The sequence below is a fragment of the Ideonella sp. genome, assembly GCF_041914305.1.
Lineage (GTDB): Bacteria > Pseudomonadota > Gammaproteobacteria > Burkholderiales > Burkholderiaceae_C > Ideonella.
This window is the reverse complement of sequence record NZ_JAYSDQ010000003.1, coordinates 294868-318864: the sequence shown is the minus strand read 5'-3', so window position 1 is coordinate 318864 and position 23997 is coordinate 294868. Positions and strand designations below refer to the sequence as shown.

Below are 23997 nucleotides of genomic sequence, written 5' to 3'. Positions count from 1 at the left end.
CGCTGCAAGAGTAATCAGGCCGGCATCGGTTCCTCGGCGCGCAGGGTCTGCTTGACCGGCGCACCGAGCCGTGCCGTGCGTTCGCCCTGTGGGGCCGCGCGTTCACCCAGCAGCGCCGTCAGCGCATCGCCCGACAGGACTTCGGTGCTCAGCAGCGCCTGGGCCATCGCGTCGAGCCGCTGGCGCTGTGTCGTCAGCACCGCGCGGCAGGTGGCCTGGGCCTGTTCGAGCAGCGAGCGGGCTTCGTTCAGCACGCCGGCTTGCACGTCCGGGCCCAGCAGCTCTTTCGGCACGCCAGCGATGCTGAGCAGGCCGAAGGTCTCCGAGAAGCCCAGCTGGCCGACCATCTGGATCGCCAGCTCGGACGCGCGCTTCAAGTCGTCCGACGCACCGGACGACACGCTGCCCAGCACCATCAGCTCGGCCTCGCGGCCACCCAGCATCATCGCCAGCCGGCTGACCAGCTCGCCTTGCGCGAAGAGCGGGTCTTCGGTCTCGCGCGTCATGTAGGTCACGCCCAGGCCCGGGCCACGCGGCTCGATCGTCACGCGTTCGATCCGGCCGGCGCCGGTCCAGTGGCCCACCAGGGCATGGCCGGCCTCGTGGAAGGCCAGGCGATCGCGCGTGCCGGCGGTCAGCAGGTCTTTGAGCGGCGACACGTCGCCACCCAGCAGCTGGGTCTCGACCGCGCGCACCAGGTGGTCGGCGGTCACGCTGTCGGCGCCTTGCTCGGCGGCGGTCGAGGCGGCCTTGTTGACGACGTTGGCGATCTCGGCCGGCGACAGGCCGGTGGCCATGCGGGCCAGCGCGGCGCAATCGGCGCGGCCGTCGTGCCTGACCTTGTTGAGATACAGCGCGAACAGCGCCTCGCGCTCGGGCAGCGTCGGCTTGTTCAGCCGCACCAGCATGTCGAAGCGGCCGGGGCGGCGCAGTGCCTCGTCGATGTTGTCTTCGTGGTTGGTCGCGGCGACCACCACCACGTTGTCCATCGCGTCGAAGCCGTCCATCTCGACCAGCACGCGGTTGATGATGCGGTTCATCTCCGATTCGGCGCCGCCACCCGGGCCACCCTGGGCCCGCTTGCCGATGCCGTCGACCTCGTCGATGAACAGCACGCAGGGCGCCTGCTTACGCGCCAGCTTGAACAGCGCCTTGACCTTGGCCACGCCTGCGCCGTAGTAGGTGGCGGTGAAGTACGAGCCGTCGACCGCGATGAAGTGGGCCTTGCTCTCGCCGGCCAGCGCCTTGGCCAGCAGTGTCTTGCCGGTGCCGGGTGGGCCGACCAGCAACACGCCGCGCGGCGCCGCAGCGCCCAGCTTGGCGTACTGCGCCGGGTCGTGCAGAAAGGCCTTCACGCGGTTCAGCGCGGCCTTGGCCTCGTCGTTGCCGATCGCGTCGGCAAAGCGGGTCTCGGGGCGCGTGGCGATCGTCGTGGCGCTGTTGCCGGCGTTGGTCTGCAGCCGGGCCATCATCAGCAGGCCGCCGCCGAGCAGCAGCACCAGCAGCACGGTGGGCACGCCGGCCTCGATCGCGCCGAGCGCACGCTGGCTCTGCGTGCGGCCGTCGATCTCGACGCCGACCAGCGCAAAGCCGGCCGCGGCGCTGCGCTCGCCCAGCCGGTCCAGCGCGGTGCCGGCGCAGCCCAGCGCCGAACAGCCCGGCACCTGGGTGCTGGCCTTGTCGCCGTTCTTCATCGTGTACAGCACCAAGCCGGACTTGCCGTTGGCCAGGCCGACTGCGGCCAGCTGGCCCTGGTTGGCCGCCTGCATGAAGTCGGACACCGAGCGCGGCCGGCTCAGCCAGGCATCGGGGTCGGCCTCGAAAGGTTGCGCGGCGGGGTCTTTGCGCGATTCGGCTTCGGCGCTGGCGTGTTGCCACAGCCACACCATGCCGGCCAGCGACAGCACGGCGGCGGCCAGGGCCAGCGCGGTGCGGGGGTGGGCACGGCCGTGCTTCAGAAATTTCTGCCAGAGAGTCATGGGGACAAAGGGCCAGGGCGTGGATCGCGATGTCAGCCAGTGTGCGGGTGGGCCGCCAAGGGTGGTCGCCGGATGAACGGGCCTGGACGGCCACTATCCCGGCCGCTCGCGGCCATGCCCAGGCACGCTGAATGCTCCAGGGCGCCGCCGTGGCAGCGGGCGCCGAAGAAAATTCGGCCCCGCGGGCCCGAGAATTCGGGCCATGCCTCCGTCATCCCTGATCGCCCACTACCCGGCCAGCTGGTACGCCGCCACGCGCACCCATGGCGAAGCCTGGCCGGTGCTCAAGGGCCGCCAGCAGGCGGATGTGGCCATCGTGGGCGGCGGGTTCGCCGGCCTGCACTTGGCGCGCCAGCTGGTCGCCCGGGGCCGGCGGGTGGTGGTGCTCGAGCGCCAGCGCGTGGGCTGGGGCGCCTCGGGCCGCAACGGCGGCTTCGTCAGCGCGGGTTTCGCCGAAAGCTCGGCCGCGCTGCTGCAACAGCTCGGCCCGGCCGCTGCCCGCGCGCTGTTCGCCCACAGCCAGGCCGGCGTGCGGCTGGTCGAGTCGACGATCGACGAGCTGCAGCGGCCCGACCTGCTGATGGGCCGTGGCCAGCTCACCTGCTGCCGCACCGCGCAGGGCCCGGCCTTTGCCGAGCAGGTGACGGCGTTGGCGCAGGCGCTGGGGGCGCGGTTCGAGCCCTGGTCCGCCGCGCAGGTGCAGTCGGTGCTGGCCACGCCGCGCTACCACCAGGCAGTGCACGACCCCGATTCGTTCCAGATCCACCCGCTGAACTTTGCGCTCGCACTGGCGGCCGACATTGCGCGCCGCAGCGGCCAGGTCTTCGAAGGCAGTGCGGTGCAGTCGATCCATCGCCAGGGCGGCCTGTGGACGGCGCGCACCGCCAAGGGCAGCGTCGAGGCGCCCGAGCTGGTGCTGGCCGGCAACGCCGACCTGGGGCCGCTGCACGGTGGCTTGTCGTGCTCGGTGCTGCCGGTGGCCACCTACGTGGCGGTGACCGAGCCGCTGGGGCCGGCCTTGCGCGAGTGCGTGCGCTGGCCCGGCGCCATCACCGACACCCGGCGCGCGTGCGACTACTTTCGCGTGGTCGATGGCGACCGCCTGCTCTGGGGCGGCCGCATCACCACCGACACGCGCGAGCCGCGCGGCCTGCGCCGGCTGATGCGGCGCCACATCCTGGCCGTCTTTCCGCAGCTGCGTGCGCACGGCGAGGTCAAGATCGCCTTCGCCTGGCCCGGCATCATGGGCTACGCGGTGCACAAGATGCCCTTCATCGGCCAGCTGGAGCCGGGGCTGTGGATGTCGTCGGCCTATGGCGGCCACGGTGTCGGGCAGACCGCCGCCGGCGCGATCTTGCTGGCCAATGCGATCACCGAGGGCGACGACGAGTGGCGCCGCTACCAGGCGTTTCCGCTGCGCTGGGCCGGTGGCCCGCTGGGGCGCGCGGCCACGCAGGCGGCGTACTGGTGGATGCAGGCACGCGACCTGTGGGACGAAGCCCGCACCCCGCCGGCGGCGGCGCTGCAGCGCCTGTAGGGCATGTTTGAAGCGTGGCGGCCATGCGCGGCCGTCACGCATGCGAGGGACCGGCGCCGATGAAGGCGTTGGCGTACCATCGGCCGACCACCTGGCAGATGAGTCGACTTGGACGCGCCCGAAGCCCCCTTCGAGTCCAGCTTCACGCTCGACGCTGCGCTGCTGGGCGCTCGCAAGGCTGAGAACGCGCGGCGTCTGTACACCGTCCAGATCCCCGCCGTGCGCGCGGTGGGCTTCGGCATCGTCGCCGTGATGGCGGTGCTGCAGCACGCGCGCAACCCGGCGGCGCTGCCGCTGCCGCAGTTGGCGATGCTGGTTTCGATCAGCCTGCTGTACGCCGCGCTCGCCTGGGTCGTGCTGCGCTTCGGCTACGACCGCTGGCGCCAGCTGAACCTGAGCCACCTGCTGTTCCACGCCGACGTGCTGGTGTGGCTGCCCCACCTGTACTACTTCGAGCAGTCGAACCTGTTCTTCGCCTTCTTTCTGCTGGTGCGGGTGGCCGACCAGGTGGGCTTCGGCTTTCGGCGCGCGCTGTACTTCAACCACGTCATCTTCGGCGCCTACCTCGGCTATTCGTTGGTCATGCTGGCGGTCAACCCGGCGCTGGCCGGCTGGGCAGACCGGCTGGCCATCGCCGGCACGATGTACCTGCTGGGGGCCTACCTGGCCCTCACCGGCCTGGTGATCGAGCGCCTGCGCGACCGGCTGCGCACGGCGGTGCATGCGGCGCGTGACCTGGTCGAGCAACTCGAGCACGAGACCCGCACGCTCGAGGTGCAGACGGTCGAGCTGGACCTGGCGCGCCGCCAGGCCGAGCAGGCCAACCAGGCCAAGTCGCAGTTCCTGGCGGTGGTGAGCCACGAGATCCGCACGCCGATGAACGGCATCCTCGGCACCACCGAGCTGCTGCTGGGTTCACAGCTGTCACCTGACCAGCGGCGTTATGCCAAGACGGCGCACCGCTCGGCGATGGTGCTGCTGGCGCTGATCGACGACGTGCTCGATCTCTCGCGCATCGAGGCCCGCAAGTTGGTGCTGCACCCCACGGCCGTGGACCTGCGCGCGCTGGCGATCGAGGCGGTCGACCTGATGACCGTGGCGGCGCGCGAAAAGCCGGTCAAGCTGGCCTGCCACGTGCCGCCCGACCTGCCCGGCCATGTCGAGTGCGACCCGATCCGCCTGCGCCAGCTGCTGGTCAACCTGCTGCACAACGCCGTCAAGTTCACCGAGCGCGGCAGCGTGCTGCTCGAGATCACCCGTCTGGGGGAGACCGGCGACACCGTGCACCTGCGCTTCGCGGTGCGCGACACCGGCATCGGCATCGCCAGCGACCAGCTCGAGCTGGTCTTCGAGTCGTTCACCCAGGCCGACACCTCCAGCACGCGGCGCTACGGCGGCTCGGGCCTCGGGCTGTCGATCGTCAAGCATCTGGTCGAGCTGATGCACGGCCAGGTCGGCGTGACGAGCCGGCTGGGTGAGGGCTCCACATTCTGGTTCGACCTCAGCCTGCGCAAGTCGGCCGAGCCGCCGGTGTTGGCCGAGCCAGCCGCACCGGCCCCGATGCCAGAGCCGGCGGCCGACGCCGACAAGGTGGCCGCGCGCGTGCTGCTGGTCGAAGACGATGCGGTGAACCAGATGGTGGTCGAGAACATGCTGGCCAAGCTCGGCTGCAAGGTCGAGGTGGTCAACGACGGTGCCGCCGCCGCCGAGGCCGCCGACGGCAGCCGCTACGACCTGATCCTGATGGACCTGCACATGCCGGGCATGGACGGCTACGACGCCACCCGCCGCATCCGCGAGGCCGAGACCCTGCGCGGCGTCTACACGCCGATCGTGGCGCTGACGGCCGATGCGCTGGCCGGTGACCGCCAACGCTGCATCGACGCCGGCATGGACGACTTCGTCACCAAGCCGATCAGCACCGCGCTGCTGGCCGCGGTGGTCGAGCGCTGGACGGGCCGCGGCATGCCGCCACCGACCAAGTGGTGAGCGGCGGGGCCCGGCCTCGCAGCGCTTTGCAATGCCTCGCGATGCCTCACCATCGGCACTGTCCTACGCCAACTTGCGCTGCCGGCTGCCTGCCGGCTGAGCGCGCCGCTTTTACGCTCGTGTCACTTCAACACTTTCCGACACGGAGCACATCATGGGCAAGTATTTCCTCGCATGGTTGTTGGGCGTACCGGGCATCGTGCTGATCGTGCTGTACCTGTTCTTCCATTGAGCCCACGGGCTTGGGCCGGCGGCCCGGGGCGGTGTGCCCCAGGCCGCCGCGCTCAACAGGCCGTCACTTGACGGTCAGCTTGCCGACCCCGGCGTTGGCCTCCACAGTGGTGCGCACCACGCTGGCCGACAACAGCGGGAAGCTGTAGGGCACCGTCCAGCCCACCGCGCTGCTGAAGCTGCACTTGCTCGACAACGACAGCGCGGCGCCGTTCAGCAGCGAGCCGCTGTCGGTGATGGCGCCGGTCTTGCTCGACGAGCCCGGGTTGGTGACCACCTGCGGGCAGCTACTGGCGCCGCCGATGTCGAAGGCGTTGGCCTGCGAGATGATGCGCGCCTTGTAGCCCACGCCAATGCTGTACTCGTGCGCATAGACGCTCGCCGAGCGGTTGCCCTGGTACGAGTTGTTGTAGATGTGGACCTTGCCAAAGCGCACCCGCGGTGAACGCTCGCCGACCGAGTGGAACAGGTTCTGCACGAAGGTGATGGCCAGGTGGCCATCGTCGCCGCTGCTGCTGTCCGACGAGCCGACCAGGTTGTTCTTCTCGTGCTGGTCGAAGATGTTGTTCGACACCGTCACATAGTCGGCCGCGTTCTTGATGTCCAGCGCGCCGTCGTGGCATTGCTTGGTCTTGCCGTTGACGACCGGCAGCGTGTCGTCGGTCACTGGCGCATCGGTGAACAGGTTGTGGTCGATCCACACGTGCCGGGCGTTGTCGACCGTGATGCCGTCGAAGCGCGAGTTCCAGTTGCCGCTGTCGCCGTCGTTCGGGTCCCACACCGGCGCGATGTCGCAGGGGTTGACGATGCGCAGGTTGCGCACGATGACGCTGTCCACGCCCGAGATCATCACCGTCGCGTTCAGCAGCTGCGCGCTGTTGCCGACGCCGATCAGCGTGGTGTTCGACGGCAGGCGGATCGCGTTGCGCGCCGCCTGGTCCGACCCGCTCTTGAACGGGCCGCCGTTGTCAGCCGCGGTCATGTCGATCGTGCCCGAGACCTTGATGATCTTCGGGTTCGAGCCTTGGTCTTTCAGCGCCTTCAGCAGGCTGTAGGGTGAGCTGACGGTGTAGACCGCACTGTCGGCAGCCTTGCTGCCACCGGCGGTGCCGCCGGCCTGGCCGGCCCAGCCCGAGGTGGGCGCGACTTCACGGCTGGCGTCTTGCGGCGGGGGCGGGGGCGGCGGAGGAGGAGGGGGCGGAGGAGGCGGAGGAGGCGGAGGAGGCGGCGGCGGTGTGCCGATCGGCCCGACCGCGCACTTCTTCACCACGCCGGGATACGGGTCGCTGCCGAAGGTGGCGGTTTCGCACACGGGGTTGCCGGTCAGGGTCTTGATGACCCAGCGGTCCTTGATGCCGTACGAGACCGGGCGGGGCGCGGTGCCCACCTTGCAGGTCTCGTGTTCGTCGGCGCACTTCGAGTAGCCCTCCGGCCAGTCGCGGGCTTGCACCTGCGTCGCGGCCACGAGGCCAAAAGCGGCTACCAGCCATTCACGGCGATGGTCCATCCAATGTTCTCCGGGTTTGTGATGGGTGATGAATGAGGCCGCCGCCGTGGGGTGGGCTGGCGTCGGCGAATGCCTGGCGAGGGGGTGCCCCGAGGCGGCCGCAGTATCGCGATGAATGACAACGCTGGCCATCAATATAGTCATATGTTTTCAATCTCTTACGACGTCTCACGGGTGCAAACGCCTACAGTCGGCGCCGTCATCGGCCAACCCGAATTCATCAAATGGATTTACTTTTCAGCGCAGCGATCGTGTGCCTTCGTGGGCTGCTCCCACGCCGCCGGCTGGCCTGTGTGCTGGCTGGCGCGGCGCTGGGCCTGGCGCCCGGCGCCCACGCGTTCGACCCGGGCCAGAGCAAGATCACCGTGCAAGGCAGCGGGCAGGTCGAGGTCTACATCAACGGCCAGTACATGGGCCGCTCGGCCGACGCGACACGCCTGGCGGCCTATGCGCGGGCGCTGGTGATCGGCGACAACGCCATCGCGCTGCGGGCCACGGCGGGCAGCGCCAAGTCGCGCTTCGCGGTGGCCGACCTGAACGGCGCCTTCGGCCGCATGGGCAGTGGCCTGCTGTGGCGGGCCAGGCTCGCGGTGGGCAGCGAGACCGGCGGCCCGGCCGGCCCCTGGGCCAACCTCGGCTACGACGACAGCAGCTGGCCGATGGCCACCGAGCTGAACGGCCAGTTGCCCAGCGGCTTCCCGAAGGGTGGGCCGGCGCACAAGGTCTGGGTGGGCGACAACGCGGTCGGCACGGTGCTGCTGCGCGCCACGGTCTATGTGCCCGATGCGCTGTCGTCCGTGCCACGCGGCTTCGGCAGCCAGGTGACCGGCGGCGAGGGCGGCGAGAAGGTCGTGGTCACCACCCCGCAAGGCCTGCGCGATGCGCTGTGCGGCGCAAGCAGCAACGGTACCTGCACCGACAACACGCCCCGCATCGTCAAGGTCAAGGGCACGATTGACTTCACCGGCAGCGAAGGCACGCAGACCAAGCTCGGCTGCTACACCGCGCAGTGCACCGCGCCGATGAAGAGCGAGCGCCTGGCCTTGCTGAACGATGCCGACACCCACTGCGACGGCAAGACCAAGTTCGATGTCACCTTCGACAAGGCCGGCGCGACGCCGCTGCTGATCGGCTCGAACAAGACGCTGGTCGGCGAGGGCAACCAGGCGACGATCCGCGGCAAGGGCGTGATCGTCGGCCGCGGCGCGTCCAACGTTGTGATCCGCAACCTGACCTTCCGCGACCTGAACGCCGGGGTGGTGTTCGCCGGCGATGCGATCACGCTGAACGATGCCGACCGCGTCTGGATCGACCACAACCGCTTCAACCGCATCGGCCGTCAGATGATCGTCGCGGGCTACGGCAAGGCCGCCAACGTGACGATCTCGTGGAACGATTTCGACGGCACCAACGACTACTCGCCCTACTGCAACGGCAAGCACTACTGGAACCTGCTGCTGATCGGCAACGCCGACAGCATCACCTTCGCCAACAACTGGGTGCGGCACTTCTCGGGCCGTGCGCCCGACGTGGGCGCAGGCACCGGCAGCAGCCTGATGCACCTGGTCAACAACGCCTTCGATGATGGCTTCTGGCACGCGCTGGACGCGCACCAGCCGGCGCGCGTGCTGGTCGAGGGAAACCACTTCGGCAACGTCTCGGTGCCGATCATCGACAGCAGCGACGCGGGCTACATCTGGGCCCCGCTGACGCAGGTCAGCGACTCGGCGCAGCAAAACTGCCGCAGCTTCCTCGGCCGCGACTGCACGGCCAACATCAGCGAGCCGCTGCCGCAGGACAACAACTTTCGCCAGGACCTGACGGTGCTCGACTACTTCAAGAAGTTCGCGCCGGCCGGTGGCGGCCTGACACCGTTCACCGGCGCCCAGGCGCTGCGCAGCGCGCCGCACTTCGCAGGGCCGGGGCACTACTGACGCCGGCGCGCGGGCCTGGCCTCACCGGCCCGCGCCGCCCGGGCGGCTCACCAGATGCGGTAAGCCCAGTCGCGCCTGTCGCGTTCGAACAGCTCGACCGATGCGGTGCTCGCGCCCAGCGCGCGGGCCATCGCCTCGCAGGCCTCGGCCAGCGCCGGCTGCCAGGCGGCGCTGTCGTCGCTGGCCTGCTCGCTGCGCAGCGCATAGACCTGGCGCGAGCGGGCCAGGGTGGCCTGCAACGCGGCGGGGAAGGTGGCGAAAGGCTTGGTGGCCGCGGCGTCGGCGTGCACGGTGGCCGCGGGGCCATCGTCATCGCCGTCGCCGTCGTCGTCGTCGTCTTCGTCGGCGTCATCGTCGCTGTCGTCGCCGTTGTCGTCGCCATCACCACCGTCGCCGAACTCGTGCCTGAACCACTGCAGCGCCGACCAGCCCTTGAAGTGTTCCAGCTCGAAGCTCGCGCCCTGGCCGGACTGGGTGAAGTCTTGCAGCCAGTCGTCCAGTTCGTCCGACGCCGACAGCTGCGCCACGGCCGTCGCCACGGCGGCTTCGAGCGCTGCCTGCGAGTGCCGGGCGCTGACGAGCCAGGTGGCCTCCAGCGTCTGCGGCTTTCGAGACGGCCGCTTCGGGTCACCGTCCAGCGCCAGCGCCGACCAGCCCAGCGCGGCCAGCGCCGCCTGCAGCGCCACGCCGTCGATGGGCTTCTTGGCCGCGCTCGCGAAGGCCGATTCGAAGTAGACGCCGTCGCGCTGCGCGTGCGGCGCCTGGCCGGCCAATACCTCGGGCGGGTGGGGCTCGGTGGCAGTCGTCGAGGCCGATCGTGCGGGCCGCCGGGTGCGGGGGCTTCTCGGTGAGCTCGTCATATGCGCTGGCCTTTCAGCGGTAGAAGGCTTCGACCTTGCCCTTCAGCTTGATCAGCATCGGCTTGCCCTTGCGGTCCAGCGTCTTGCCGGCGGGCACCCTGATCCAGCCTTCGCTGACGCAGTATTCCTCGACGTCGTGCCGCTCCTTGTCGTTGAAGCGGATGCCGATGTCATGCTCGAACACGGCGGCCACGTGGTGCGGGCTCTTCGGGTCGACCGACAGGTGGTCGGGCAGCGGCGGGGGCGTCTTGTCGTCTTGGCTCATGGGGTCCTCGAAATGCTCAGCTCGCGATGGGGCCGCGAAGGCGCGCATTGTCGAGGATTCGCGCGCCCCGCTGCCCAGGCCGGCCGAATGCAAGCACAGATCGGCAAGGGCCGACACCCCGTGGGGTTCATGGCTTGGCCCTACATTGGGCCATGACACCACTTTCCATCCTCGATCTCGTGCCGGTGACCGTCGGCGCCACGCCGGCCGACGCGCTGCGCCACAGCCTGGCCCTGGCGCAGACCGCCGAGCGGCTGGGCTACACCCGCTACTGGGTGGCCGAGCACCACAACATGACCGGTATCGCCAGCGCGGCGACCTCGGTCGTCATCGGTTACCTGGCCGGCGGCACCACCACGCTGCGGGTCGGCGCGGGCGGCGTGATGCTGCCCAACCATTCGCCGCTGGTGATCGCCGAACAGTTCGGCACGCTCGAATCGCTCTACCCGGGCCGCATCGACCTGGGCCTGGGCCGTGCCCCGGGCACCGACCAGCACACCGCCCAGGCGCTGCGGCGCGACCCGCACGCGGCCGACACCTTCGTGCAAGACGTGCAGGAGCTGCAGGCGCTGTTCGAGCCGGTGCAAGAGGGCCAGGCGATCCGCGCGGTGCCGGGGGCCGGGCTGCGCGTGCCGCTGTGGATCCTCGGCTCCAGCCTGTTCGGTGCGCAACTGGCCGCGGCGCTGGGCCTGCCCTATGCGTTTGCCTCGCACTTCGCGCCGGCCGCGTTGCAGCAGGCGCTGCAGGTCTACCGCAGCACGTTCCGGCCGTCGGCGCGGCAGCCCAAGCCGTATGCGATGGTCGGCCTGAACGTGATCGCGGCCGAGACCGACGACGAAGCGCGGCGGCTGTTCACCTCGCAGCAGCAGGCGTTCACGAACATGGTGCGCAACCGGCGCGGGTTGTTCCCGCCGCCGATCGACGACATCGACAGCTACTGGACACCGGCCGAGAAGCACCACGCCGCCGGCATGCTGGCCTGCTCGATCGTCGGCTCGGTCGACACGGTGCGCCACGGGCTGCAGCGGTTTGCCGACGAGACCCAGGCCGACGAGCTGATGATCGTCTCGGCGGTGTTCGACCCCGCCCTGCGGCGCCGCTCGATCGAGCGCATTGCCGAGGCCGCCGGCATGGTGGCGGCCCCACGCGGCGCAGCCCTCAGCGCTGGCGGGCGGTGAAGGTGTGGTTGGCCAGGTTGAACACCGCGTAGGCGGTGGCCTTCGACGCCACCTCCAGCACCACCGGGTCGTTGTTCGACAGGTTGTCGCACCAGCGGTGCGAGCGGTCGACGCAGCCGCCATCGGTGCCCGGGATCTTGCCTTCGTAGTTGCCGGTGACGCCGCCCCAGATGTCGACCTCCCAGGACCGCTTGCAGCAGTTTTGCTGCGTCAGGATGCCGGTGTTCGGGATGCCGACCAGGCTGAACGAGTTGGAGTCGGTGCCATCGTTGCCGAACGACGCCGCGCGTGACGGGATGCCGACCGAGGCGAAGTAGTCGGCGAAGAACTGGTTGCCGATCTTCGACTCGGGCACCACGTTGTCGGGGAACCGGTCGACGTTCGACGCGTTGGCCGGGTCGGCCACCAGGTAGTCGAAGTTGGGCGTGGCGGTGACGTCGGCATCGACATCGAAGGCGATTCGGTTGCGCTGCGCGGTGGTCAGGTTCTTCGTGTAGTAGCGCGAGCCCAGCAGGCCGATCTCTTCGCCACCGAACCACACATAGCGCAGCTGGTTGCGGGTGGGCGTCTTGGCCAGCTTCAGCGCGATCTCGAGGATGGTGGCCGAGCCCGAGGCGTTGTCGAGCATGCCGGCGCCGTAGATCGAATCGAGGTGGCCTTCGACGACGACCACCGAGTTGGTGTCGCCGAACGGTGACTCGGCGATCAGGTTGTAGTCGACGCCGGCCTGCGCCCGCGTGCGGATGTCGACCCGCGCCAGCGGTGCCTCGCCCCGGGCATGCGCCTGCGCCAGGCGGGCACCCACCGCGTACGAGACGGCGCCGATCACCGGGATCGTGGCCGGCGTGGTGAGCCGCAACTCGAACGCGCCGCCGCCGCCCGCACCGGCGGGCTCGGCCAGCGCCTCGGCCTCGGTGGCCGCGGGTAACTGGTGGCGGTTGTTGTAGACGATGACGGCCTTGGCGCCGGCCGCTTGCGACCGCGCGACCTGGGTGTCATAGGCACACGGGCCCCGCTGCAGCAGCGCGATGTGGCCGGGCACGAAGCCGGCGAAGTCGTCGGCGTGGCAACCGGTGCCGGTGCCACCAAGCGGCTGAATCGGGGCGGCCAGCGTGCCGCCGGCAGACAGCCGGGCCACGAACCACTCTTTGCCCAGCGTGAACTCGCGGTCGGACGCGCCGAAGTGCGGCACGCCGTCGATCACCGAGGTCGTGTAGTTGTACTTCTGGACCGTGACCTTGTAGCCGGCCTTCTTCATCTTGGCCGCCACATGGTCGACCGAGGCCTTGTAGCCGGCGGTGCCGGTGTCGCGGTTGCCGTGGCCGTCTGAGCCGGGATGGGCGTCCGAGATGTCCTGAAAGGCGCTCAGCGTCTTCCACAGCGGGTCCTTGCGGATGCACTCGAGCAGCTTGGCGACGGTGTCGTTGGCGCGGGCCTCGCACTCCTTGTTGGTGGGGCCGGTGGCGGGCGCTTCAGCGCTGGGCTGCTCGGGTGTCTGGCCCCAGGCGTGGGTGGCGCAGAGCAGCGCGGCCAAGAGGGTGGCCGAGGTGGGGCGAAGCAACGGGTTCATGGTCAACCTTGTCTCCTGAATGTTGGATTTCAAGGTCCTTGGGTCACCAGGCGTCCAGTTGATTCGCTGCTGCCGAGCCACGCCGCCCCCACAGGCCAAGGCATGCGGAGGGGGCAACAACAGCCGGCGGCGGCAACGGCGTGAGCGACTGGGCTCGGCGAACAGGACCGGACCATTGTCCAGGTCGTCCTGGACTGCCGCATGGTCCACGCGGCGGGGTGGTGTTTGCGCGAGTATTCGCCATGCGAGCGGCCATGCCCAGAGAAGGCGCGCCTTTGTTGACACCTGTTGATGATTCGGCCTAACGGCCGAGGTCCGCGGCCATCCGATCCCGCAGGCGGCCGCAAGCGCTGCGGCCGCCCGGTGGTCGATCAGCTGGCGAAGAAGACGTCCAGCGTTGGGAAGGCTGCTTTCGCGCGGATGCAGTCCCACAGGTAGACCGCAAAGCCCGGGTCACCGGTCCACAGCGAGTAGCGCGGCTGGCCGTGGCGCCGCTCGTCGTTCATGGTCTGTTGAATGCCGTGCATCGCGAACGCGCGGGCGCGCTCGAGCCAGCGCGCGTCGCCCGTGCGCTCGTGCAGCTTCAAGAACGCGTAGCCGTTGCCGCCGGTGCCGTGGCACAGGTTCGAGCCCTTGTTCAGCGGCCCGGCGACCCAGGTGGCCTCGCCGGCGGCCAGCAGCAGCTCGTCCAGCCGCGCATCGGGCAGGTCGGCCAGGCAGATCACGAAGCCCGGCGAGCCATGGCAGAACTGCATCAGCTTCTTCTGCGGGCGCGTGCCGGGGTTGACCAGGTAGGCCGGCCAGTTGGCCAGGCCGTCTTCGCGCAGCGCTGTCTTGTCGACGGTGTTGACGATCAGGTCTTGCCAGGCGGCCCAGTCTTCGGCCGGCAGCAGATCGCGGCCGCGGATCAGCACCGCGGCCGTGGCGGCAAAACCGTGCACCGCGTCGAGAAAGGTGTAGTGGCCACCGTAGAGATCCTGGTCCCAGTAATGGCAGCCGTGTTCTTCAGACCACTTCAGCTGCGAGCGCAGCTGCGCGGCGTTGCGGCGAAAGGCGTCGGCAAAGCGTGGGTCGCCAAAGCGCCGGTGCAGAAACAGCGCGGCCAGCATCGTGCCGGGCGCGCCCCACATCAGCTCACGCGCGGGGTGGTCGAGGTTGCCGTCGATCAGCGCCAGCAGCTGCGTCGCGCGCGCTTCGCTGGCGGCGTGCTCTTGCGCCATCATCAGCACCGGCGTGTCGCCCATCAGGAAAGCGGCGTGCGAGTCGCTGGCCGACGAGGCGGCCAGCCAGGCACGGTTGCGCTCGATCAGCGCGCCGAAATGCTCGTCGAAGCGGCTCTCGCCCGGCGCGGCGCCCACCGCCTGCAGGTACTGGATGGCCCACATCACCCCCGCCGCGCCGAAATACAGCGGCGTGAACGGCTGGTGCGGGTCGTCGCCGGCGTCGATGTCTTGCGCGTGCGGCGGCCACAGCGCCTCGGGCGTGAAGCGGGCCAGCGCATCGGCGACGATGCGTTCGATCTCCTGCCGCGCGCGGGCTTCGTCCCACGCGATCGTCTGCAGGGCTTCGTGGCGGTCGGGTTCGTGGAGCATGCGACGGCGTGGCGAATGGTGGGGTGGGCGGGCATTGTCCGCCTGCCGTCAAGGCACGCACTCCATCACCGGCTTGCCCGTGTGCGCATTGGGCGAGAGCCCTGGCACGGCCGCCCTGTGGCCGGGGCCGCGGGTGAGCGAGCCGTCGGGCTCCAGACGCTCGAAGATGCACTCGTACTCGCCCATGGCCATGCCGAAGCGCTCGCTGCGGGACAGCCGCAAGGTGTTGGCCCGCGGGTCATGCAACGCCAGTTCGGCAGGCGTGGGCCGGTAGGCCCGCGCTGGCCGCGCAGGCAGGCTCAGATCAAGGGCAGGCGGCGGAGCAGAAGCCGCCGGGGCAGTGGGCTCGGGTGACGCCGGGCCTGATTCGGATGGGCCGGCCGCCAACGACGCAGGCGAATCGATCGACGGCCGAAAGAGGGTGATCGCCGATGACGACGGGCTGGAGCGATGAGGCACGGGCCGCCGATGGATCGCGCCTGGAGAGGCGTGTGCGCGCTCCAGCGGCAGCGAGAGGTAGGCGATGGTGCGCTCTGGGGCCTTGGGCGCCGTCTTGGTGGTGATGGCCTGGCGCAGCAGATACAAGAGCCCGACATGCGATGCCGAAATCATCAACAACAGCGCCAGCTTCTGCGAACGGGCGCGCGCCGGCACGAGGGTTCGACGGTGATCGGGCATGCACGCTCGCTGCGGCGGTGAGACAGCGCAGACAGACCCGGGCGCCGGGCCGGAGTTCCCTAACCCGTCAACGTTGCAGCATGGCCTTGCACGAGGCGTGCTCGATCGGCGCCGAGGTGTGCTGGTGCACGATCTTCCAGGCGCCCTCGCGCCGGCGCATCACGAGCGTCAGGCGGTTGTCCAGCGAACGCAGTGTCTGCCCCTGGGCCGACTGCGCCGAGAAGCGGACGAACGCGTGGCCGACGGCCAGGTCTTGCGCCAGGTCGGCGTGGACGTCGGCGAACTCGACGACGACGTGTTCATCGCCGAGCGAGCCGAACCAGCCCTCGGCCATGGCGCGCCAGTCCGCAAGGCCCTGGTGTTGCCACTGGCCCCACAGATCGAAGACGTGAAGGTCGGTGTCGTAGAGCGCGCAGAAAGCGTCGACATCTTTGGCGAGGACGGCATCGCGGTAGGCGGCCAGGGCGGCGGTGACGGGGTCGTTGGGGTGCATGGGGGTAGGGCGGATGACGGAGGAAGAGGCCTCCAATCCCTACGACGATCGACCGCAGTCGATTTCGACAATGGCCTCTGTCGGCCTTGGCTGGATCGGCGGATGCGCAGGGGGAGGGTGCTGCCGCAGACTGGGTTCAGTCATTCGCCGCGACTGGCCTGGATGTCAGCGGGGGCGGTCAGCGGACATTCGAGGGTCCACACTTCGTAGGCCGCTGCACCTTGTCACCGGCCATTGGACCTTGCCGGCCGATGGATGGCTCGCCAACGACGCCTTGTGCCCGCCTCGGTTGGCTGTACCCGACCCAACTCGTTCGTTCGATGCCGTTGGCCGCTTCCGTTCGAGCTGACGCTAGATGGCAGGGGCCGAGGTGCCCGCGGCTAGCGCTTGAGCTGCGGCACGCAGCGTTAACGGCCGAACGCGGCTAGAAACGCAACCAGGTCTGCGACGCTTCTCTCTGTAATCGATGGGCTCGCAACATTGCGATTCGTACAACCGCGCCCCTTGCAAGCCAGCTTCTCGAAAAACGTCGCGTTCGGTTGATCCCACCCGTGAGTCGCATCGGAATACACGGTTACCGAAAACTTCGCTCTATTTGGCTCGGGAATGAGAGAGACAAACTCTTCGCACGCACGTGGATCTCGATCGTCGTAGTCATCCCGTCCTCCGGCAAAGATTCGAACTGGCGCTCCGGTCCACCTGGCCAGCAAGTCAGCCGGCAAGTCTGCTGTAGGGCGCCCGGCTCTCGCGAACGCCGCATATTGGTAGCAAATTGGATAGAACGGAGCGTGGGCGGCAAACCTGGGACCGGTGCTCCTGGCGAATCGTTCGTAGGCCCACGAAGTTGCAGATGTCAACGCAAGAATCCCTCCGAACGAGTACCCTGCCACGGACACGCGATCTGCGTTGACATCTTTCTGTTCGCCGAGAAAGCGAAGTGCGTCGTAAAGATTCTGGAGATATCCCATGCGCGAAGGCGCACGCTCGGCTTCGTTCCTGAAGAGCCGAAGCTCGAGCGTGACGAATCCAGCCCGATTGAGGGCTGTTGCGTACTGACCAGTGACGGGTACTTCCCAACCCCCGCCTGCATGAAGGAGGATCACTGCTGGAAACGGCTTCACCGCGTCGGCGGAACTTGGGTACGCCAACGACCCCTCAACAATGTCGCGCCCGGCATTGGGGGCAATTGTGGGGATGCGCACAAGTTCTTGGGCAGCGACTTCGATTGGCGCCAACAGGGTGAGCATCGCCAATACGCCAGCCAAGGATGCATTTCTTGCCATCCGCCAAGTCGTCCAAGTTTGCATATCTCTTCTCTCCGAGGGAATCAGCGGTGAGTAGATCGAGCCCAAACGAATGGGCGGCACCATTCTGAATGCTTGCATCGATCTCGCCAAGATCACGCGGCACACGGCATTGACGATGTGGCCAGGCCGAACAGGCGCGCCCTCGGTGACGCGGGGCGAACTGCGCGAGCTGATCGCGACGCCGCGCGGAGAAGGTTGGGGATGGAGGCGTGCTTCCGGAGCACATCACCGTGGAAGCTGCCGTTCGCCGACGACAGCCCGGTGTTGCGATGCTCGCGGCCACCCCGTCGCTGCGGGCTCGCTCAGGCCTGCCAAACTCCGAAGCCGGCCTCGCGCAAGCCGATCGCAAGCTCCACTTCCATCTCACGAGCGGCCTCGTAGGGCATCGGGTTGTAGACCTCGTACAAGCGCGGCAGCAGTTGTAGGCCGTACTCGCGGACGAAGCGGTTGGCCTGGATGCCGGCCTTGTGCTTGTCGAAGCGCAGGTCGGGGTCGAGTCCCGTCATGCCGACGTAAACAAACGGCTTTCCCAGCTGGTAATCCGGGTTGGCCTTGCGGAAGCTCGGCTCGTTCCACACGCGGTCGGACAACTCGATCACGTACACATGGTGATGGTGGCGTGCTTCACGACGCGGCATTGGCCGAGTCTAGCGGCTGGAGGTTTGGCAGATGCGCTGCGTACATTCACGAGCGTCTGCTATCAGCCTGCGGAACCTGGGGTCCATTGGCCAGGCGGCGAAGCGTTGCGGCAGGGCTCAACGCATAGCTCCAAGCGCGTGAGCGCATCAACGCCTCGACCAAGTCTTGTGTTTCTGTGCCGATCTCGCATGCGAACTCCGGCGAGAAGAACTTGCAATCGAGGCCTGACGCTAGCTCGTTCAGGAGTCGGCAGAATTGGAGGCTTTCCGCCCGAGCGTCGATGCGGGCGCAGATTTCCGCGCCACCATCCTGCCCCGGAAGGATGTCGATCCTGTTGCCTGTTTCGGCGCCAAACACGGCGATGTCTTCGCAGATGAACCGGGGCTCACCGAGCCACGATGAGATCAGCCCGCGGGCGGAGTGAACTGCCCGTGCCGGAACCAAGGGCAAGACCCATCCGTCGGCGCCCAGCGTTGGAGCTGAACCAAGTTGCGGAATGAGGAAGAGGTCAAACTGCCAGAGAGCCATCGTGCGGCGATTGTCGGTCGGCCGACTGCAGGTGGCCCGTTGCAGTCGCTCGATGGCGACAACGGGAGCAGCGGGATCAGGACGACGGGGCACTCTGCTCCGCTCATGTCCCCCGCCAACAGCCTGCGGCTGTCGGCTCCTCCTTTACTTCGCTGCGCAGAGCGCCCCATCGTCCTGATCGGGCGCCGTCGTGGCCCATCAACGCAGGGCAGACCCGCTGGATTTGACGAGGGTGTCGGGTGACCGGCGCAGTGAAGTATTAGGAGGAGGCGATGGCCGCAAGGCCAGCGCCGGGGGACATGAACGGAGCCGGTCGCCCGGCAGCCTCGGCGCGTGCCGAGCCTTCGCCAATGCGACTGGCTGCAACGGGTCGACTTGAGCCCGTCGCAGAGCACGCCAACGCGCCGCCCCGCGGGGACTGGTTCAACGTCGCCCTATCCTCATGCAGGTACAGCAGCCTCCATGAAGCCCCGCAGGATCGTGGCCACTCTCTGGCGATGGTCCTGGTCGTGCAGCGCCAGTTGCTGAATGATGTCGAGGACCGAGACTTCGGTGCCATCCGCGCGAATGCCGACCCGGGCCAGTTGCGCTGGTGTCAGCGCCCTCAGTTCGGACAAGAGACTGGCCCGCTCGTGCTCGAATTCGGCGATGGCCTGGTCGCCCTCGCGTGACTCGTAGCCCCGGGCTTCGAGCCATGCCACCACGTCGACCGGTTCGAGCTGCGGCCGGTCTTCGCGCAGGATGCGCCGGACGCGCAAGCCGTAGAGATCGGTGTCGCAGTCGCGCGTGTGCCACAGGTGTTCCAGCAGGTGCGAGCGGTCGTTCGCTGGCATGCGCAGCAGCGCCTCGCGCGACACGCCGGCAAGCGCGTGGCGCAGGAACTTGGGCATCTCTTCCAAAGTGGCGAGCAGGGCGGTGTACACGGGGTCTTGCATGGATGAAGCCGGCAGGCGGCCAATCGAAATCTGGATGGCCGCATTTTGGCCGCCAGCCGACGCTCCACCCGGGTTGACCCTAGCTCGTGCGGCGCCGGCGCAGGGCGCGCGGTGGCTATGATCCGCGCCACTTTTGGTGTGCCACGCAGCCGCAGCCGCACGCCTTGGAGGGAACCATGACCACATTCAAGAGCCGCCTGGCGCAGATTCCTGAAGGTTCAGGCGCGCTGTTCTTCGTCCAGATGTTCTCGACACTGGGCTTCGCGGTGCTGTATTCGACGCTGGTGCTCTATGCCACCAAGCACCTGCATTTCGCGGCCAAGGACGCGGCCGCGATCATGGGCGTGTTCGGCGCCTTCAACTACGGCCTGCACCTGTTCGGCGGCTACCTGGGCGGGCGCTTCATGAGCAACCGCAACCTGTTCATCGGCGGCATGGTGCTGCAGGTGTTCGGCTGCGCCTGCATCGCGGGCGGCACGACCGAGCTGCTGTACTGGGGCCTGGCGCTGTTCTTGACCGGCAGCGGGCTGAACGTGACCTGCCTGAACATGATGCTGACGCAGCGCTTTGCGCCGGACGACATGCGCCGCGAGGGCGCGTTCCTCTGGAACTACGCTGGCATGAACGTGGGTTTCTTCATCGGCTTCACCGCGGCCGGCCACTACCAGCTGACCGAAAGCTACAGCCAGCTGTTCATCTTCGCGACGCTGGGCAACGTGGCGGCGATCGTGCTGGCGCTGCTCAACTGGAAATCGCTGGCCGACCTGAGCACGCCGCTGCTGCAGGCCACGCCGCAGCAGTTTCGCCTGCGCTTCGCGGCCGGCATGGCGATCCTCGTCGGCCTGGTGCCGGTCGTCTGGTACATGCTGCAGCGGCCCGACTCGACCGGCGACCTGGTCAAGTGGACCTGCGCGCTCATCACCGCGGTGCTGGTCTGGCTGACGCTGCGCCACACCGACCGTGCCGAGCGCAACAACATGTGGGCCTACCTGGTGCTGTCGATCGGCTCGCTGGTGTTCTGGACGCTGTACCAGATGTCGCCGAACGGCCTGCAGACCTTTGCCGACAACAACGTCGACCGCATCGTCTGGGGCATCGAGATTGCGCCGCAGTGGATCCAGAACATCAACACGATGGTGATCGTGATCGGCGGCCCGCTGATGTCGGTGCTGTTCGTGCGGCTGCGCGCGCGGGGCTGGCGGATCGATGTGCCGCAGCAGTTCGCGGTGTCGCTGTTGCTGATGGGGCTGGCCTTCATGATCTTGCCGGCCGGCATTGCAAGCGCCGACAGCCGCGGCATGGTGGCCTTTCATTGGCTGTTCTTGAGCTACGTGCTGCAGTCGCTGGGCGAGCTGCTGATCTCGCCGGTGGGCTACGCGATGATCGGCAAACTCGCGCCGCGCCAGTACCAGGGCGTGATGATGGGTGCGTGGATGCTCGTGACCGGCCTGGCCTCGGTCTACGCGGGTGATTTCTCGGGCATGCTGCCCGAGCCGAGCGGCAGCACCGCCGTGGCCAGCAACCCGGCCTATGCCGACCAGTTCATGAAGCTGGGGCTGGGCAGCTTGGCGGTCGGCGTGGCGCTGGTCGTGTTGATCCCGTTCCTGCGCAAGCTGATCCGCGACAAGGACACGCCAGCGGCCGACGAGCCGGTGCCGGCCGTGGCGCCGCGCTGAGGGCAGCGGGCCGGCGGTGCTGCGCGGTCAGCCGCGCACCGAGGCGTGCGCGCCGGCCCGGGTGTTGATCTCGACCAGCAGGCCACCGGGCATCTCGGCGCCGGTGGCCAGGGGGAGCGACCCCTTACTGCGCCTGGCCGTGGATCCGCACGGTGACGTTGTCGCCGGGTGAGGTGAGCAGCCCGGCCGCTGCGCAGTCCCACGGGCCGCGGCTGTTCGGGATGTTCACGGTTTGCCCGGTGGTGCGGTTGAGGCAGTGCACGCCGAACTGCCCCAGCCCGTGCGCCTCGCCGCTGATGGGCAGCGTGGATTCGTAGAGCTCGCGCACCTCGGCCTTGCTCAAGGCGCGGTTGTACAAACGAACCTCGTCCAGCGCGCCATGGAAAGGCTGGTAGCGGCTTTCCTCGACCGTCCACGCGATGCGCAGTTCTTCGGACGAGGTGTTGAAGCTGCTGTACGGGTCGGCGATGGTGGCGGCCAGTTCACCGTCGATATAGACCTGGATCCGGTGTGCCACCAGGCGGTCGATGACGGTCGTGAACTGGTGCCAGGCCGGGTCTTTCGGCGCCACCCCGGCCACCACCCGCTGGCACTTCCCATCACCGGCAGAGATGGTTTGAACCGCATGGTCGCGCGGGTAGAACTGGACCCCCAACTCACGCGTTGCCTCGCAGCCATCGGGCATCTGGTCGTGGCTGCCCTGGTGCATCATCGGCATGTTCAGCACGTTGCCGCCATCGAAGCGGAACCACATCGACAGCGTGCGCTGGTTCAGCGAGTGCAGCGTGGGTGAGTCCGGCACGCTCATGTAGCCGTTGACCCCGTCGAACTGGTAGGCCATGCCGGCCTTGCCGGCGTGGTCGGTGGTGGGGGTGGCGCCGCCATGGAAGGTGCCGTGGTTGCCGTTGCCGCTGCTGTCCAGCCCGTTGCCATCGAGCTTCCAGTAACCCATCAGCCCGTCGTCCAGGCCCGCGTTGCACAGCGGGGCGAACAGCAGCAGGGCGGCGGCCATGGCCAGCGCAGCGGGCCGGCAGCGCCGAGGTGCGTGGGGTGGCTTGGGCGTGGCGAGTGGTTCCATTCGAACCGCTGAATCAAGAGGGGTCATCGGGTACCTCCGCTGGAACGACGAGAGCAAGCTGGCTCCCCAGCGCACCTGCGAACGGAGTGGGCCGACGGCGCAGACCCCGGAGGTGCGCGAGGCACTCTATGCCCGGCCCATCGCGCGGCATTGCGCTGCGTCAATGCGCGCGGGCTTGCGCGGCGTGGCCCCCCTTGTCTGCAGGGGCCGGCGCGGGCGCGCGGTGAACGTGCCCAGACCCGCTGCCGCGGCACGTTGCTGTGCGCTCTTCTGGTGCGTTAGGCGCGTCAGGCGGTGGCGGTGAGCAAGCCGGCCGGGCGTTCGAGCAGGCGCAGCACGGGATACCGCCGCCACTCGGGCTCGGCATAACGCTGCGCGGTGAGGAAGATGAAGCCGAGCACGGCCTGCGGGTCGCCAAGCTGGTCGGGGTGCGCGGCCTTCCAGGCGTCGAAGCGTTGGTGCAGGCCGGGCTCGGTGGCCAGCAGGCGCTCGGCTTCGTCTTCGAACACGTAGTCGCTGAAGTCTTCCTTCTTGTCGAGCACGCTGTCGAAGAACGACCAGCGAAAGAAGCTGTCGCGGCCCAAGGGCTCCATCACCTCGACGATGAAGCGGTCGTGCGGCCCGCCGAGCGGCAGCAGCCAGTCGCCCTCGGCGACCTCGGCAACCAGTGATTCGGCCTGCACCTCCAGCACGTCGTGCAGATGCCGGCCTTCGAAGGGCAGCGCGCGTTTTTCGAAGTGGCTGATGCGCCAGGCCTGGGCCGGCACGCGGCCGGCGCGGGCGGCCCGCTGCAGCGGCACGCCATGGGCCTGCAGGCGCAGTGCCACGTCGTGCCAGGCTTGCGGCAACAGGTAGGCGGGCGGTGGCGTGGCGGTGGCGGTGGCCTCGTAGCGGTCGAAGTACGGGATGTCCTTCTGCCACGGTGCGCTGCGCTCGTAGCGCAGGCGCTGGTAGGTGCCGAGCCGGCTCGGCTCGTACACGGCCTGAAACCCGCTGAACCGGAACGGCCGGCTGCGCTGCTCGTCGAGCCGCCAGTCCAGCGCCACCGGCGCGCCGCCCGAGACGCTCGCGCGGTCGGCCGCGCGCGCGGCGCGGATGGCCTCACCCTGCGCCACCGTGTAGGCCAGCGCGCTGTCCACCAGCGCGCGGGTGCTGTGGTAGCGCGCCTCGAAGGGCTTCAGCATGTGCGTCTCGGGCATGAAGCCGATCGTGTGGTGCAGCGCGGCGTAGCCGGTGGAAAAGCGCGGCAGGTCCAGGAAGTCGGCAATGCCGTCGTCCGGGATCTCTTTGACCGGGTTCACGTAAGGGCACATCGGAAAGCCGCGCGCCGCCATGTCGGCATACAGCGCCGGCAGCATTGCCTCGCGCAGGTGCGCGCCGGTGTGGCCGCCCAGCTTGTCGGGCTGGGTGGCAATCAGCGTCAGCACATGCTGGTAGTCGGCGCCGTTCGAGGTGTGGGTGTCGACCATCACGTCGGGGTCCCAGCGGGTGAAGACCTGCGCGAAGGTGCGGGCGTTCAGGCTGTCGGCCTTGATGAAGTCGCGGTTCAGGTCGAGGTGGCGCGCGTTGCCACGAAAACCGAAAGCCTCGGGCCCGTTCTGGCTGACGCGGCTGGTGTCGGCGCGGTTCAGCGCGCCATCGACGTTGTAGACGGGGATGTAGACCAGCACCGTGCGCCCGAGTGCCGCGCGCCGGGCGGGGTCGAGGCACAGGTCGCGCAGCAGCGCCATGCAGGCATCGATGCCCTCGGGCTCGCCGGGGTGGATGCCGTTGTTGTTGAAGAACACCGGCCGGCCGGCGGCCTTGATCGCCTGCGGATCGAACACGCCATCGGCCGAGAACACGCCGACATGGATCGGCACGCCGCCGTCGGAGCGGCCCGCCTCTTCGAACTTCAGCCACGGCGCAAAGGCTTGCGCCAGCCGCTGGTGGAAGGCGATGCACGCCTGCCAGGTGGTGGTCTGGTTGCCGTTGCCCTGCTCGAACGGGGTGGCCCAATCAGTGTTCATGCCGGTTTGCCT

General features: G+C 68.6%; 19 protein-coding genes. 5 read left to right on the top strand and 14 right to left on the bottom strand.

Annotated elements, in window-relative coordinates:
• Window positions 1–14 precede the first annotated feature (14 nt).
• Window positions 15–1979: an AAA family ATPase gene (locus ACE3SG_RS06135; protein WP_374563199.1), complete on the bottom strand. Its 1965-nt coding sequence runs from the start codon at window positions 1977–1979 to the stop codon at window positions 15–17.
• A gap of 202 nt (window positions 1980–2181) precedes the next feature.
• Here ACE3SG_RS06135 and ACE3SG_RS06130 point away from each other — a divergent pair, with 202 nt between their 5' ends.
• Window positions 2182–3516, top strand: coding sequence for an NAD(P)/FAD-dependent oxidoreductase (locus ACE3SG_RS06130; protein WP_374563197.1), 1335 nt, complete (start codon window positions 2182–2184; stop codon window positions 3514–3516).
• A 108-nt stretch (window positions 3517–3624) separates the two neighbouring features.
• Entirely contained in the window at window positions 3625–5505 is a 1881-nt protein-coding gene (locus ACE3SG_RS06125) for an ATP-binding protein (protein WP_374563195.1), read from the top strand.
• Between the two features lie 295 nt (window positions 5506–5800).
• Here the strand turns inward: ACE3SG_RS06125 and ACE3SG_RS06120 are convergent, their stop codons facing one another.
• Entirely contained in the window at window positions 5801–7243 is a 1443-nt protein-coding gene (locus ACE3SG_RS06120) for a polysaccharide lyase family 1 protein (protein ID WP_374563193.1), read from the bottom strand.
• Between the two features lie 224 nt (window positions 7244–7467).
• Between ACE3SG_RS06120 and ACE3SG_RS06115 the strand changes: the two genes are divergently transcribed.
• Complete coding sequence (locus tag ACE3SG_RS06115) at window positions 7468–9177, top strand: hypothetical protein (protein WP_374563191.1); 1710 nt, start codon at window positions 7468–7470, stop codon at window positions 9175–9177.
• 47 nt (window positions 9178–9224) lie between these two features.
• Here ACE3SG_RS06115 and ACE3SG_RS06110 read toward each other — a convergent pair whose 3' ends face one another.
• Together ACE3SG_RS06110 and ACE3SG_RS06105 are read right to left on the bottom strand one after the other, a co-directional pair.
• Window positions 9225–10037, bottom strand: a complete 813-nt coding sequence (locus ACE3SG_RS06110) for a hypothetical protein (protein WP_374563189.1) — start codon at window positions 10035–10037, stop codon at window positions 9225–9227.
• 13 nt (window positions 10038–10050) lie between these two features.
• Entirely contained in the window at window positions 10051–10302 is a 252-nt protein-coding gene (locus ACE3SG_RS06105) for a DUF3297 family protein (RefSeq protein ID WP_374563187.1), read from the bottom strand.
• Window positions 10303–10454: 152 nt separating this feature from the next.
• Between ACE3SG_RS06105 and ACE3SG_RS06100 the strand changes: the two genes are divergently transcribed.
• On the top strand, window positions 10455–11480 hold the full coding sequence (locus ACE3SG_RS06100; RefSeq protein WP_374563185.1) for an LLM class flavin-dependent oxidoreductase: 1026 nt from the start codon (window positions 10455–10457) through the stop codon (window positions 11478–11480).
• On the opposite strand, the gene ACE3SG_RS06095 is transcribed toward ACE3SG_RS06100, so the two are convergent.
• From ACE3SG_RS06095 to ACE3SG_RS06060, 8 genes are all read right to left on the bottom strand, one after another.
• Window positions 11461–13050, bottom strand: a complete 1590-nt coding sequence (locus tag ACE3SG_RS06095; RefSeq protein WP_374563183.1) for a M28 family peptidase — start codon at window positions 13048–13050, stop codon at window positions 11461–11463. The two genes, ACE3SG_RS06100 and ACE3SG_RS06095, sit on opposite strands and share 20 nt — an antisense overlap.
• Before the next feature lie 371 nt (window positions 13051–13421).
• Window positions 13422–14642, bottom strand: a complete 1221-nt coding sequence (locus ACE3SG_RS06090) for a LanC-like protein (RefSeq protein WP_374563181.1) — start codon at window positions 14640–14642, stop codon at window positions 13422–13424.
• Window positions 14643–14690: 48 nt separating this feature from the next.
• Window positions 14691–15296, bottom strand: coding sequence for a hypothetical protein (locus ACE3SG_RS06085; protein ID WP_374563179.1), 606 nt, complete (start codon window positions 15294–15296; stop codon window positions 14691–14693).
• 91 nt (window positions 15297–15387) lie between these two features.
• Complete coding sequence (locus ACE3SG_RS06080; RefSeq protein WP_374563177.1) at window positions 15388–15813, bottom strand: nuclear transport factor 2 family protein; 426 nt, start codon at window positions 15811–15813, stop codon at window positions 15388–15390.
• A gap of 407 nt (window positions 15814–16220) precedes the next feature.
• On the bottom strand, window positions 16221–17120 hold the full coding sequence (locus tag ACE3SG_RS06075; RefSeq protein ID WP_374563176.1) for a dienelactone hydrolase family protein: 900 nt from the start codon (window positions 17118–17120) through the stop codon (window positions 16221–16223).
• Window positions 17121–17422: 302 nt separating this feature from the next.
• Complete coding sequence (locus tag ACE3SG_RS06070; protein ID WP_374563174.1) at window positions 17423–17758, bottom strand: hypothetical protein; 336 nt, start codon at window positions 17756–17758, stop codon at window positions 17423–17425.
• A gap of 46 nt (window positions 17759–17804) precedes the next feature.
• Window positions 17805–18287, bottom strand: a complete 483-nt coding sequence (locus ACE3SG_RS06065; protein WP_374563173.1) for a hypothetical protein — start codon at window positions 18285–18287, stop codon at window positions 17805–17807.
• Window positions 18288–18727: 440 nt separating this feature from the next.
• Window positions 18728–19210 carry a DinB family protein gene (locus tag ACE3SG_RS06060; RefSeq protein ID WP_374563171.1) on the bottom strand — a complete coding sequence of 161 codons (483 nt, stop codon included), beginning with the start codon at window positions 19208–19210 and terminating at the stop codon, window positions 18728–18730.
• Window positions 19211–19398: 188 nt separating this feature from the next.
• On the opposite strand from ACE3SG_RS06060, the gene ACE3SG_RS06055 reads away from it, so the two are divergent.
• A complete protein-coding gene (locus ACE3SG_RS06055; RefSeq protein ID WP_374563170.1) occupies window positions 19399–20898 on the top strand; it encodes a peptide MFS transporter in 1500 nt (499 codons plus the stop codon).
• Window positions 20899–21022: 124 nt separating this feature from the next.
• On the opposite strand, the gene ACE3SG_RS06050 is transcribed toward ACE3SG_RS06055, so the two are convergent.
• Window positions 21023–21976: a LamG domain-containing protein gene (locus ACE3SG_RS06050; protein WP_374563168.1), complete on the bottom strand. Its 954-nt coding sequence runs from the start codon at window positions 21974–21976 to the stop codon at window positions 21023–21025.
• A 287-nt stretch (window positions 21977–22263) separates the two neighbouring features.
• Entirely contained in the window at window positions 22264–23985 is a 1722-nt protein-coding gene (locus tag ACE3SG_RS06045) for a M14 family zinc carboxypeptidase (RefSeq protein WP_374563166.1), read from the bottom strand.
• Between the last annotated feature and the right edge of the window lie 12 nt (window positions 23986–23997).